12 protein-coding genes are annotated in these 12,257 nt (G+C 58.2%); 3 read left to right on the top strand and 9 right to left on the bottom strand.

All coding sequences use genetic code 11. The features are described from left to right. Nucleotides 1-17: 17 nt before the first annotated feature. The 5 genes from carA to grpE all read right to left on the bottom strand — a co-directional run bounded on the left by carA (nucleotide 18) and on the right by grpE (nucleotide 6,258). Nucleotides 18-1,154, bottom strand: coding sequence for a glutamine-hydrolyzing carbamoyl-phosphate synthase small subunit (gene carA / locus PSH76_RS25685; protein ID WP_047711798.1), 1,137 nt, complete (start codon nucleotides 1,152-1,154; stop codon nucleotides 18-20). 259 nt (nucleotides 1,155-1,413) lie between these two features. Further along, a complete protein-coding gene (gene dapB / locus PSH76_RS25690; RefSeq protein WP_305493104.1) occupies nucleotides 1,414-2,220 on the bottom strand; it encodes a 4-hydroxy-tetrahydrodipicolinate reductase in 807 nt (268 codons plus the stop codon). Nucleotides 2,221-2,230: 10 nt separating this feature from the next. After that, on the bottom strand, nucleotides 2,231-3,355 hold the full coding sequence (dnaJ, locus tag PSH76_RS25695) for a molecular chaperone DnaJ (RefSeq protein WP_305493105.1): 1,125 nt from the start codon (nucleotides 3,353-3,355) through the stop codon (nucleotides 2,231-2,233). Nucleotides 3,356-3,672: 317 nt separating this feature from the next. Continuing rightward, a complete protein-coding gene (gene dnaK, locus PSH76_RS25700; RefSeq protein WP_003194213.1) occupies nucleotides 3,673-5,595 on the bottom strand; it encodes a molecular chaperone DnaK in 1,923 nt (640 codons plus the stop codon). 102 nt (nucleotides 5,596-5,697) lie between these two features. Continuing rightward, entirely contained in the window at nucleotides 5,698-6,258 is a 561-nt protein-coding gene (gene grpE / locus PSH76_RS25705) for a nucleotide exchange factor GrpE (RefSeq protein WP_003194215.1), read from the bottom strand. Between the two features lie 254 nt (nucleotides 6,259-6,512). On the opposite strand from grpE, the gene recN reads away from it, so the two are divergent. Next, a complete protein-coding gene (gene recN, locus PSH76_RS25710; protein WP_032895266.1) occupies nucleotides 6,513-8,186 on the top strand; it encodes a DNA repair protein RecN in 1,674 nt (557 codons plus the stop codon). An 85-nt stretch (nucleotides 8,187-8,271) separates the two neighbouring features. Here recN and fur read toward each other — a convergent pair whose 3' ends face one another. Then, the gene (gene fur, locus PSH76_RS25715) at nucleotides 8,272-8,676 is read right to left on the bottom strand and encodes a ferric iron uptake transcriptional regulator (protein WP_003194220.1); all 405 of its coding nucleotides are present in this window, start codon (nucleotides 8,674-8,676) and stop codon (nucleotides 8,272-8,274) included. Between the two features lie 98 nt (nucleotides 8,677-8,774). Here fur and PSH76_RS25720 point away from each other — a divergent pair, with 98 nt between their 5' ends. Further along, a complete protein-coding gene (locus tag PSH76_RS25720) occupies nucleotides 8,775-9,302 on the top strand; it encodes an outer membrane protein assembly factor BamE (RefSeq protein ID WP_032895265.1) in 528 nt (175 codons plus the stop codon). A gap of 555 nt (nucleotides 9,303-9,857) precedes the next feature. On the opposite strand, the gene PSH76_RS25725 is transcribed toward PSH76_RS25720, so the two are convergent. Together PSH76_RS25725 and PSH76_RS25730 are read right to left on the bottom strand one after the other, a co-directional pair. Further along, nucleotides 9,858-10,160 (bottom strand): RnfH family protein, encoded by a 303-nt coding sequence (locus PSH76_RS25725; RefSeq protein WP_138761953.1) that lies wholly within the window; start codon nucleotides 10,158-10,160, stop codon nucleotides 9,858-9,860. Further along, nucleotides 10,153-10,587 carry a type II toxin-antitoxin system RatA family toxin gene (locus tag PSH76_RS25730; RefSeq protein ID WP_003194226.1) on the bottom strand — a complete coding sequence of 145 codons (435 nt, stop codon included), beginning with the start codon at nucleotides 10,585-10,587 and terminating at the stop codon, nucleotides 10,153-10,155. The genes PSH76_RS25725 and PSH76_RS25730 overlap by 8 nt, the downstream gene beginning before the upstream one ends. 167 nt (nucleotides 10,588-10,754) lie before the next feature. Between PSH76_RS25730 and smpB the strand changes: the two genes are divergently transcribed. After that, entirely contained in the window at nucleotides 10,755-11,237 is a 483-nt protein-coding gene (smpB, locus tag PSH76_RS25735) for an SsrA-binding protein SmpB (protein WP_003176160.1), read from the top strand. 27 nt (nucleotides 11,238-11,264) lie between these two features. Here the strand turns inward: smpB and PSH76_RS25740 are convergent, their stop codons facing one another. After that, nucleotides 11,265-12,032, bottom strand: coding sequence for an FCD domain-containing protein (locus tag PSH76_RS25740; protein WP_034133694.1), 768 nt, complete (start codon nucleotides 12,030-12,032; stop codon nucleotides 11,265-11,267). Nucleotides 12,033-12,257: the final 225 nt, after the last annotated feature.

Here is a 12,257-nt window from a genome sequence, read left to right on the forward strand (position 1 = left end):
GCCCGCAGGCCACTCAGTCAGCGTCGCTTGGCCATCTCATTGATGAAACGGTCGAACAGCGGCGCTACGTCGTTCGGGCCCGGGCTGGCTTCAGGGTGGCCCTGGAAGCTGAACGCGCTCTTGTCGGTGCGCTCGATGCCTTGCAGGGAACCGTCGAACAGCGACTTGTGAATGGCGCGCACGTTGCTCGGCAGGGAGGCTTCATCCACCGCAAAACCGTGGTTCTGGCTGGTGATCATCACAACGCCAGTGTCCAGGTCTTGTACCGGGTGGTTGGCACCGTGGTGGCCGTGGCCCATTTTCAGGGTCTTGGCGCCGGAGGCCAAAGCCAGCAGCTGGTGACCAAGGCAGATACCGAACACCGGAATGTCGGTCTCCAGCACGTCCTTGATGGCCTGGATAGCGTAGTCGCATGGCTCAGGGTCACCCGGGCCGTTGGACAGGAATACACCGTCCGGCTGCATCGCGAGCACATCGCTGGCAGGGGTTTGCGCGGGCACCACGGTCACACGGCAACCGCGCTCGACGAGCATGCGCAGGATGTTGTACTTGACGCCGTAGTCATAGGCGACCACGTGGTAAGGCAGATCGGCAGCCTCGATAGTCGCGTGGCTGTCGGTCTTCAGATCCCACACAGTGGAACGCCACTCGTATTTCTCTTTGACGCTGACGACTTTCGCCAGGTCCATGCCCTTCAGGCCAGGGAAACCTTGCGCCGCGGCAATCGCCGCCTCTTCGGAAATATTGTCACCGACCATGATGCAGCCGTTCTGCGAGCCTTTTTCACGCAGGATGCGCGTGAGGCGGCGCGTATCGATACCGGCGATCGCCACAACGTTGTTGGCTTTCAGGTAATCGGACAGCGACATCGTGTTACGCCAGTTGCTCGCAACCAGGGGCAGGTCACGAATCACCAGGCCCGCCGACCAGACACGATCAGACTCGACATCTTCCGGCGTGGTGCCGGTGTTGCCGATGTGCGGATAGGTCAGGGTAACGATCTGTTGGGCGTAGGAAGGATCGGTAAGGATTTCCTGATAGCCGGTCATGGCGGTGTTGAACACCACCTCTCCAACGGTTTGACCGTCGGCTCCAATGGCTTCGCCGCGAAAAATGCTGCCATCAGCAAGGGCGAGTATGGCTGGCTTAGTCAAGAAGACCTCCCGTAAATAAAGCCTGAAAGGGCGATCGCAGGTTGTAAAAAAGCGGAGTGACGTATGGACACGTCACCCCGCTTCTTCACTGAATTATTCTGCGCGCTTTTAGTGGACACACTAAAGCTGTAGCTTACAGAAAAAGGCTTTTTTGGTCCACCGCTAATGAGCCTTAAAGGCAGGGGAATGCGACAGGACGTCGCCTAGCGGGTAAAAACAGGGCCACAGGATAATCCTGAGCCCCCGTTTTAGCTACTGGTTAGTGCAGGTCCAGCACGTCACGCATGTCGTACAGGCTAGGCTCACGCCCTTCCAACCAGAGCGCGGCACGCACCGCGCCCTTGGCGAAGGTCATGCGGCTGGAGGCTTTGTGGGTAATTTCCAGGCGCTCACCTTCGGTAGCGAACAGCACCGTGTGATCACCGACCACATCACCACCGCGCACGGTCGCAAAACCAATGGTGTCACGCGCGCGCACACCGGTATGGCCCTCACGCCCGTACACCGCCACTTTCGACAGATCGCGACCCAGCGCATCCGCAATGGCTTCACCCATGCGCAATGCCGTGCCTGAAGGCGCGTCGATTTTATGGCGATGGTGGGTCTCGATAATCTCGATATCCGCCTCATCACCCAGCACGCGCGCCGCCAGGTCCAGCAACTTCAGCGACAGGTTCACACCCACGCTGAAATTGGCCGCGAAGACGATCGGAATATCCTTGCCCGCCTCCACCAGCAACTGCTTCTGCTCGGCACTCAAACCGGTCGTGCCGATCACCATGGCCTTGCCCGCCTTGCGGCAGAAGGCCAGATTTTTCAGCATCACTTCCGGCAGGGTGAAGTCGATCAGCACGTCGAACTCGTCAGCCACCTGCTCGAGGTTGCCAGACAGCGAAACACCGATGCGGCCCAATGAGGCCAACTCACCCGCGTCCGCGCCGATCAACGTACTGCCTGGGCGAACAATCGCCGCCGTCAGCCCGGAGGCCGGCGAGCGTTGCTGCACCGCCTCGACCAGCGTCTTGCCCATGCGCCCGGCAGCGCCCATTACGGCTATACGTCGCATATTCAGATCCTTACAGGTCGCCGAAGAAGCGTTTTACACCGTCGAAGAAGCCTGTGGTCTTCGGTGAGTGCGAGTCATCGCCTTCCAGCGAGCTGCGGAACTCTTCCAGCAGTTCACGCTGACGACGATTGAGGTTCACCGGGGTTTCAACCGCCACACGGCACATCAGGTCGCCAGCACCGCCACCGCGCACAGGCGCAACGCCTTTGCCACGAATGCGGAACTGCTTGCCGGTTTGAGTCCCCTCGGGAATCTTGAGCTTGACCCGACCATCCAGCGTCGGAATCTCCAGCTCGCCACCCAGGGCCGCATCAACAAAGCTGATCGGCACTTCGCAGAACAAATGTTTGCCGTCACGCTGGAAGATCGAGTGCTCGCGCACATTGATCACCACGTACAGGTCGCCCGTAGGGCCGCCCTGGGCACCCGCCTCGCCTTCGCCCGACAGGCGAATACGATCACCGGTATCCACACCCGCCGGCACTTTCACCGACAGCGTCTTGTACTCTTCGACGCGGCCTTCGCCGCGGCAGGAGTCGCACGGATCGGAAATGATCTTGCCCTGACCATGGCAACGCGGGCAGGTTTGCTGCACCGAGAAAAAGCCCTGCTGCATGCGCACCTGCCCGATACCGCCACAGGTCGGGCACGTGATCGGCGAGGAGCCTTTCTTCGCACCCGAGCCGTCGCACGGCTTGCAGTTGACCAGCGTCGGCACACGGATATTGACACTGGTGCCGCGCACGGCCTCTTCCAGGTTCAGCTCCAGGGTGTAACGCAGGTCGCTGCCACGCTGAGGGCCGCCACGCTGACCGCCACGGCCACCGCCGAAGAAGTCGCTGAATACGTCGCCGAAAATATCGGAGAAGTTCTGTCCACCAAAACCGCCACCGCCACCACCCATGCTCGGGTCGACGCCGGCATGGCCATACTGGTCGTAGGCCGCACGCTTATTGGGATCACACAGGCATTCGTAGGCCTCATTGGCCTCTTTGAACATCTCTTCGGATTCTTTGTTATCCGGATTACGGTCCGGGTGGTGCTTCATCGCCAGGCGACGGTAGGCCTTTTTCAGCTCCGCCTCGCTGGCGCCACGCTCCACACCCAATACTTCGTAATAGTCACGCTTTGCCATAAGTCTTTGCACTCTTAAGGACGTTCGACCTGGCCCTCCTGAACCCTGCCAAACTCGTTGAGCCCCAATACAGGCCCGGACCCAACTCACGTCAATTCAACGATCCTGGTCATTACTGCTTTCAGCCAGGGACCCGGCCAAAAACGCGGTGACTGTCATTCGGAAAGCAGGAGCATTCCCGTTCACACCGCCAGCATCCGAGCGTTGTCGCATGCTGTAAAAATTCGCATACCCCAGACACGCCAACGCGGGAGCAAGCTCCCGCGCGGCGACATCCTACCAGTCACCGCTTGTGTGCGGTCAACCGGGCGACCAAGTTACTTCTTCTGGTCGTCTTTAACTTCTTCGAACTCGGCATCGACAACATCGTCGTGCTTGGCTTCAGGCTCTGCTTGTTGAGCAGCGCCGTCAGCTGGCTGGCCTTGTTCGGCGTACATTTTCTGAGCAACTGGCGCGGAGACTTTCGACAGCTCCTCAACCTTGGCTTCGATGGCAGCCTTGTCGTCGCCTTTGATGGCGGCTTCCAGGGCAACCACTGCCGCTTCGATTGCGGTTTTCTCTTCGTCGGTCACTTTGTCGCCAGCATCAGCGATCATTTTGCGCGTCGAGTGAACCAGCGCGTCACCCTGGTTACGGGCGCCTGCCAATTCTTCGAACTTCTTGTCCGCTTCAGCATTGGTCTCAGCATCACGGATCATCTGTTGAATTTCTTCATCAGACAGGCCGGAGTTGGCCTTGATGGTGATCTTCTGCTCTTTGCCAGTGGCCTTGTCTTTCGCGCCGACGTGCAGGATGCCGTTGGCGTCGATGTCGAAGGTCACTTCGATTTGTGGCACGCCACGTGGTGCTGGTGGAATCTCAGCCAGGTCGAACTTGCCCAGGGACTTGTTCTGCGCAGCTTGCTTACGCTCGCCCTGCAGCACGTGGATAGTCACGGCGCCCTGGTTGTCATCGGCAGTCGAGAACACCTGGGATTTCTTGGTAGGAATCGTGGTGTTTTTCTCGATCAGCGCAGTCATCACGCCACCCATGGTTTCGATACCCAGGGTCAGCGGGCTTACGTCCAGCAGCAACACGTCTTTCACGTCACCGGCCAGTACGGCACCCTGGATGGCAGCACCCATGGCAACGGCTTCGTCCGGGTTCACGTCTTTACGAGCTTCTTTGCCGAAGAACTCGGTAACCAGCTTCTGAACCAGTGGCATACGGGTCTGACCGCCTACCAGGATCACGTCGTTGATAGAGCCAACGTCGATACCGGAGTCTTTCAGTGCGATGCGGCAAGGTTCGATGGTGCGTTGAACCAGGTCTTCAACCAGCGCTTCGAGCTTGGAACGCGAGATTTTCACGTTCAAGTGCTTAGGACCGGTAGCGTCTGCAGTGATGTACGGCAGGTTCACGTCGGTCGACTGAGCGGAAGACAGCTCGATCTTGGCTTTTTCAGCGGCTTCTTTCAGGCGCTGCATGGCCAGCGGGTCACCTTTGAGGTTCATGCCGCTTTCTTTCTTGAATTCGTCAACGAGGTAGTCGATCAGACGAATGTCAAAGTCCTCACCACCCAGGAAGGTGTCACCGTTGGTGGCCAACACTTCGAACTGGTGCTCGCCGTCAACTTCTGCGATCTCGATCACGGAGACGTCGAACGTACCGCCACCCAGGTCGTAAACGATCACGGTGTGGTCGCCCTTGGCCTTGTCCATACCGTAAGCCAGCGCGGCTGCCGTTGGTTCGTTGATGATACGTTTTACATCCAGGCCCGCGATGCGGCCGGCGTCTTTGGTGGCCTGACGCTGGCTGTCGTTGAAGTAGGCCGGAACGGTGATCACCGCTTCAGTCACTGCTTCACCGAGGTAGTCTTCGGCGGTCTTTTTCATCTTTTTCAAGATTTCAGCCGAGATTTGTGGCGGCGACATTTTCTGGCCGTTCACTTCAACCCAGGCGTCACCGTTGTCGGCCTTGGCGATTTTGTAAGGCACCATCTTGATGTCTTTCTGTACGACTTCTTCGTCGAACTTACGACCGATCAGACGCTTTACCGCGTACAGGGTGTTGTGCGGGTTGGTCACTGCCTGACGCTTGGCCGATTGGCCGACGAGGATTTCACCGTCGTTGGCGTAAGCGATGATCGACGGAGTGGTACGTGCGCCTTCGGCGTTTTCAATAACTTTTGCAACGCCGTTTTCCAGCACGGAGACGCAGGAGTTGGTGGTCCCCAGGTCGATACCGATAATTTTGCCCATGATTTACTCTCCCGAAACTTGAATTTGGTTGCCGCAGCAGTTGTGGCTAACTGCGGTAGCACTTAAACGCTTGACTTATAAATGGGGGCCTTGCGGCGGATTTCAAGCCTGCTCATCAATAGAAGGTGCAACGGGTGCAGGAGCTTTGCTCACCACCACCATCGCCGGGCGCATCAGGCGACCGTTGAGCTGGTAACCCTTCTGGAACACCTTGATGACGCTATTGGGTTCCAGGTCATGGCTTTCCTGCATGGCCATGGCTTGATGATGCTCAGCATTGAACGGCTCGCCGGCTTGCGGATCGATCGCTTCCAACTGATAACGCTTGAGGGTGTCCTGGAACATTTTCAGGGTCAGCTCGATGCCTTCGCGCATTGGGCGGATGTTTTCGTCGTCCGGGTTGGACAACTCAAGGCCACGCTCCAGGCTGTCGATGATCGGCAGCAGGTCACCGGCGAATTTTTCCAGCGCGAACTTGTGAGCCTTCTCTACATCCTGCTCGGCACGGCGGCGGACGTTCTGCAGATCGGCGGCAACACGCAACGATTGATCCTGCGCAGCGGCCAATTGCTCTTCGAGCACTTGCACACGAGTCGCCAGTTCATCACCGGCAGCCGAATTGGCGTCTGGAGTTTGCGTATCCTGCGTCTGTTCGTCAGCCATAGATTTCTCCTTTCAAAATCATGCGCGAACTCAACTCGCGCTTCTGCTCCGGTATATGGGGCCACAATTTTCAGGTTCAAGGGCGCAGGCGTTACCAAAAGTCTTTCGATTGACCTGGATCATTTCCTTCACGCTCATTCCACATCGCGCTAAAAAAAATCGCGACTCAAGCAAATCGAGCTAAGCGCCAGGATTGTCAGCCCCGAACAAAACACTGTATAAATAACCAGACCTAAAGCCTGGGAGCGGCCGTCATGCTCGTGCACTTGTCTGTACATAACTACGCCATCGTTGAACATCTGGATCTTGAACTGGATCGCGGGATGAGCGTAATCACAGGCGAAACCGGCGCCGGCAAGTCGATCATGCTCGACGCCCTCGGCCTGACGCTTGGCGATCGCGCTGACAGTGGCGTGGTACGCCCTGGCTCCGATAAGGCCGACATTCTGGCCACCTTCGACCTGGCGGACATTCCTGAAGCCGAAGCATGGCTGGCCGAGCGCGACCTTAATAATGAAGGGCCCTGCATTCTGCGCCGGGTGATCACCGCCGAGGGGCGCTCCCGTGGCTATATCAACGGCACGCCCTGCCCACTGGGCGACCTGAAAGCCCTGGGCGAATTGCTGATCGATATCCACAGCCAGCACGAACATCAATCCCTGTTGAAAACCGATACCCACCGCCGCCTGCTCGATGAGTACGCCGGTGCCACCGACCTTTCCCGGCAAGTTCAACTGGCCGCCCAACGCTGGCGCCAGACACGCCAGGAACTGGAACGCCTCTCCAACTCCGGCGACGAACAACGCGCCCGCCACCAGTTGCTCAGCTATCAATTGGAAGAGCTCGAAAGCCTGGGCCTGGGTGAGACCGAGCTGGAACAGCTTGAGCAGGAACACAAGAACCTGACCAACGCCGAAACCCTGCTGGGCATCTGCCGCCAAGTGGTCGAGCAATGCAGCGAGAGCGACTCCGGCAATGTGCTCAACGCACTGACCGCCAGCCTCAACCGCCTGTCCAGCGTGAACAATGCTTCCGGCTCACTGAGCGAAGCAACCACCCTGCTGACCAGCGCACAGATCCAGGTTGAAGAGGCCGTGGGCGAGCTCAATCGCTTCCTGGACCACTTCGACGCCGACCCCGCACGCCTGCAAGAAATAGAAGAACGCCTGGATACGATTTATACCCTGGCTCGCAAGCATCGAATCCAGCCGACGGAAGTCGCAACCATGCAGCAGAAACTGCTGGATGAAATCGAAACACTCAACGCGAACGACGAATCCATCGAACGACTGGGCGAGGAGCTCGCTTCGTTTGCCCGTCATTATCAGGAAAAAGCCCGGGAGTTGAGCGCTCTGCGCCAGCAAGCAGCCACCAGCCTGGCCAGCGCCGTCGAGCAGGAAATTCAGCGCCTGGGCATGCCAGGCGGGCGTTTCACCATCGAGTTGCACCCCAACGCCAGTCAAGAATTGCAGCCCCATGGGCTGGAGCACGTCGAGCTGCTGGTGAGTGCCAACCCCGGCCAACCGCTCAAGGCCCTGGCCAAAGTGGCCTCCGGCGGCGAACTTTCGCGGATCAGCCTGGCGATCCAGGTGATTACCGCACAGACCTCACGGGTACCCACCCTGGTATTCGATGAAGTGGATGTGGGCATTGGCGGGCCGACCGCAGAAATCGTTGGCCAATTGCTGCGTCGCCTGGGGGATCGTGGCCAAGTGCTCACGGTGACCCACTTGCCGCAAGTGGCAGCTCAAGGGCATCAGCACCTGTTTGTGCATAAGGTGCGCGGCAGTGACGCGACACACACAGCCGTCTCCAAGCTGAACAAATCGGAACGGGTGGAAGAAGTGGCGCGGATGCTCGGCGGTATCGACTTGACCAAGGAGTCCTTGGCTCACGCAAAAAAAATGGTGGTGGCCGCGAAGGCTTGAAGCGACATTTTCCCCTCTATAGAAAGCACGAAGGCGACCCGAGGGTCGCCTTCAATCGTTTCGCAAAGCAAAACTGCGTCGATTTTTACTTTTTCTTACGGATGTACAACACGAGATTGTGGTCGACCAAATCGAACCCATGCTCCTCAGCAATCTTGTGCTGCAGCGCTTCGATTTCAGGGCTGGTGAACTCGATAACCTCATTGGTATCCAGGTCAACCATGTGGTCATGGTGACCACCGTCAGCCAATTCAAACACCGCATGACCGCCGTCGAAATTATGACGAACCACCAGCCCTGCGGCTTCAAACTGGGTCAGTACACGGTAGACCGTGGCCAGGCCGACGTCCTCGTTAGACTCCATCAGCGCCTTGTAAACGTCTTCGGCACTCATGTGGCGCTGCTCAGCAGAATCGAGCATTTGTAGAATCTTGACTCGTGGCAGAGTCACTTTGAGACCGGCTTTGCGTAGTTCGCTATTTTCAACCATGGTTAGCTTTCTCGCGGATGCTGCTTCGCAGCTTCTCTTAATACGGGTATGATCGGCGTTTACGTTGTCCCAGCCAAGATAGTGGAAGTCGCCCACCGATGCAAAACACCAAGCTCTTGCTAACCAGTTTCACCTTTGTGGGACTGCTCGCACTCGCCGGTTGTTCATTCCCCGGGGTTTACAAAATCGACATCCAGCAGGGCAATGTCGTCACGCAGGACATGATAGACCAGTTACGCCCGGGAATGACCCGACGGCAAGTACGGTTTATCATGGGTAATCCCCTGCTGACCGACACTTTCCATGCCGATCGCTGGGATTATCTCTACAGCCTGCAGCCGGGTGGTGGTGAACGCCAGCAGGAGCGCGTCAGTGTCATCTTCAATGGCAATGACCAGCTCGTGAGCCTGTCCGGTGACTTCATGCCCGGCGTAAGCCGCGATGAAGCCTTGCTGGGCAAGGACAGCGGCACCAACGTGACCGCCCCTGCGCAGCAAGCTGAAAAACCAAAATCCGAGGTACCGGCCAAGCCAGGTTCGTTGCTGGACAGCATCCAGAAAGACATCGACAACGTGGAAACCGTGCCCGTGCCGACGCCTGAACCTCTGGACACCAGCCCGCAATAATTTTGCACTCGATAAAAAGCCCGGCATGCCGGGCTTTTTATTGTCTGCCATTTGCATAGCTATATTGCCCACAGCATCAACGCCTGGCTCAGCCCCCCCTGTGGGAGCGGGCTTGCTCGCGAAGGCGGTGTGTCAGTCAATTAATCTTTAACTGAACCACCGCCATCGCAGGCAAGCCAGCTCCCACATTAGCCATGTATTGCCCACAAAATCAGCGCCTGGCTCAGATCCCCTGTGGGAGCGGGCTTGCCCGCGATAGCGGTGTGTCAGTCACTGAATATTCAGCTAAACCACCGCCATCGCAGGCAAGCCCCACATTGGCCATGTATTGCCCACAGAGTCAGCGCCTGGCTCAGATCCCCTGTGGGAGCGGGCTTGCCCGCGAAGGCGGTGTGTCAGTCACTGAATATTCAGCTGAACCACCGCTTTCGCAGGCAAGCCAGCTCCCACAGTTGGATCGCGCGGCTCCAGGGAGATAGGTGTCGGTTGGCAGGCAGTTACCGGTTCAGCTTCGTATGGCAGTGGTGTAGATGGCTACGCTACCCTTTGGCAAGCTCAAGAATTCGCTTGCCTGGCCAATGCCGCCTTGGCCGCGCGCAACCTGCGCACTTCTTTAGGGTCGGCCAGCAAAGGCCGATAGATCTCAATACGGTCACCCGCTTGCACGCTACGCACCTGTGCATCCACGACGACCTTGCCAAATATACCCACCGGGCAAGCAGCCAGATCAACATCAGGAAAATGCGCCGCCATTCCCGACGCCCGAACCGCCTCGCGCAACGTGGTGCCCTCAGCCACCTTTACCCCCAGCAACACCTGGCGGTCCTCAGCGGCAAACACCACCTCAATCTCAACCATGCAGTTGCTTGGCGCGCTGACAGAACGCGTCCACCAGGGTATTGGCTGCCTGATTAAACAAAGGCCCCAACGTCGCACGAACAATCGGCCCGGCATAATCAAACGAAAGATCCAGGCTGATCTTGCAGGCCTTGTCCGTCAGCGCCTTGAACACCCACACGCCATGTAGCTGGGTGAACGGCCCTTCCTGCAGGTTCATTTCGATGGATTGCCCCGGCACCAGCACATTGCGCGTCACAAAATGCTGGCTGAGGCCGCCCTTGGCCACCCCCACACTGGCAACCATGTGCTCGTCACTGCTCTCCAGAACCTCGGCCGTCGAGCACCAAGGCAGAAACTCTGGGTAACGCGCCACGTCGTTGACCAGGTCATAGAGCGCCTGCGCCGGGTAGGGCAACAGGGCCGAACGTTGAATATGCGTCGTCATGTGAGCGTTACTTCCACTGCTTAAGGCAAACATCGCGAAAGAACAGCCCAATCCGCGAGAGAAAAAAACCAAAGAACTGCCCGCATTGTCCGGGATTCGTCCAACTCGCTCAAGCACACAGGTTGACCGTAGCCGACACGCTCGCAACTCCCTATAATGCCGCCCCTATGGCTAAACAAAAGAAACACCCCACAGGGACCATCGCGCAAAATAAAAAAGCGCGACACGATTACTTCATCGAACATCGGTTCGAGGCTGGTCTGGTCCTGGCCGGCTGGGAAGTAAAAAGTCTGCGTGCCAGCAAACTGCAGCTGGTCGACAGTTATGTGCTGCTCAAGGATGGCGAGGCGTGGCTGCTTGGCAGTCATATCACCCCGCTGACCACCGCGAGCACCCACGTGATTGCCGACCCGGTGCGTACGCGCAAGTTGTTGCTCAATGCCCGCGAACTCGAAAAGCTCGCCGCAGCCGTGCAGCAAAAAGGCTACGCGTGTATCTGCTTGTCCTGGTACTGGAGCAAGCACCTGGTCAAATGCGAGATCGCATTGGGCAAGGGCAAAAAGGAATACGACAAGCGCGACACCGAACGCGAGCGCGATTCCAATCGCGAGCTGCATCGCGCCGTGCGCAACAAAGGCAAGGAAGAGTAATCCTTGTGACGGTGTAGCCCATGCGGGCTACATCCCTTTGCGCCGCTCCGCACGAGCCACACGCTGAACCTCCTGACGCACCTCCTCCAACACCTCCTGCACATACAGCAAATGCCGTGTCGAGACGTCGCGCGCCTGCTCGGCCCGCCCCTCGATGATGGCCAGGTACAAGTCCCGATGCTGATTGATCAGCATGTCGCGGGTCTCCGTACGCTGCTGATACATGCCACCAATATTCGTCACTACGTTACGCTTGAGCAGGTCGAACAGCCCACGAATGGTGTGCAGCAACACGGCGTTATGACTGGCTTCGGCAATCGCCAAGTGAAACCTCGCATCCGCAGCGCCCTCCTCCACTCGGCTCACCTCGTCGGCGCGCGCATAGCAATCCTGCAACGCCTCGAACGCTGCGGTCAGCCGTTCACGGTCAACCTCCGTGGCGCGTAACGCCGCGTAGTAGGCACACGAAGCCTCAAGGGTCTGGCGAAACTCCAGCAGATCGCGCTGTGCTTCGGGATTGCTTTCCAACAAGTGCAACAGCGGATCGCTGAAGGTCGAACCCAGGGAGTCCACCACATAGTTGCCACCGCCCTGGCGACTGACCAGCAACCCCTTGGCCGCCAGTTTCTGAATCGCCTCACGCAACGATGGGCGCGACACACCAAAGCGTTCAGCCAACGCGCGCTCGGCCGGCAAGCGCTCGCCCGACTTCAGCGTGCCCTCGAGAATCATCCCCTCAAGCTGCTCGACAATATCGTCAGACAAACGGCGCTGACGCACCTGATCAAACCCCATAACTCAACTCTCCACCATCCCGACCACTCGCCGGGGCCCCTATTCTGGCCTATCGCCGTGCCGGCAGCACCTATCAGAACGCCTTCAATTTCGCTGATCAGAACACCCCGTCTTCCGACCTCCGACCAAAGTTTCGCAGGCGGCAAATTGACACACCCCTGCCCAGCCTCTTAATCTAGCCCACAGCGATTGTAAATTGGTATTACCAATTACCCAAGCTCACCA

Origin of the sequence: Pseudomonas sp. FP215 (assembly GCF_030687795.1) — a bacterium.
Classification (GTDB): Bacteria; Pseudomonadota; Gammaproteobacteria; order Pseudomonadales; family Pseudomonadaceae; genus Aquipseudomonas; species Aquipseudomonas salmasensis.

Coding starts and splice junctions, on each gene's coding strand:
- dnaK (WP_003194213.1), bottom strand. CDS start 5,595: ATGGGCAAAATTATCGGTATCGACCTGGGGACCACCAACTCCTGCGTC.
- PSH76_RS25740 (WP_034133694.1), bottom strand. CDS start 12,032: ATGGGGTTTGATCAGGTGCGTCAGCGCCGTTTGTCTGACGATATTGTC.
- PSH76_RS25730 (WP_003194226.1), bottom strand. CDS start 10,587: ATGACGACGCATATTCAACGTTCGGCCCTGTTGCCCTACCCGGCGCAG.
- fur (WP_003194220.1), bottom strand. CDS start 8,676: ATGGTTGAAAATAGCGAACTACGCAAAGCCGGTCTCAAAGTGACTCTG.
- smpB (WP_003176160.1), top strand. CDS start 10,755: ATGGCTAAACAAAAGAAACACCCCACAGGGACCATCGCGCAAAATAAA.
- grpE (WP_003194215.1), bottom strand. CDS start 6,258: ATGGCTGACGAACAGACGCAGGATACGCAAACTCCAGACGCCAATTCG.
- dnaJ (WP_305493105.1), bottom strand. CDS start 3,355: ATGGCAAAGCGTGACTATTACGAAGTATTGGGTGTGGAGCGTGGCGCC.
- PSH76_RS25720 (WP_032895265.1), top strand. CDS start 8,775: ATGCAAAACACCAAGCTCTTGCTAACCAGTTTCACCTTTGTGGGACTG.
- PSH76_RS25725 (WP_138761953.1), bottom strand. CDS start 10,160: ATGGTTGAGATTGAGGTGGTGTTTGCCGCTGAGGACCGCCAGGTGTTG.
- dapB (WP_305493104.1), bottom strand. CDS start 2,220: ATGCGACGTATAGCCGTAATGGGCGCTGCCGGGCGCATGGGCAAGACG.
- recN (WP_032895266.1), top strand. CDS start 6,513: ATGCTCGTGCACTTGTCTGTACATAACTACGCCATCGTTGAACATCTG.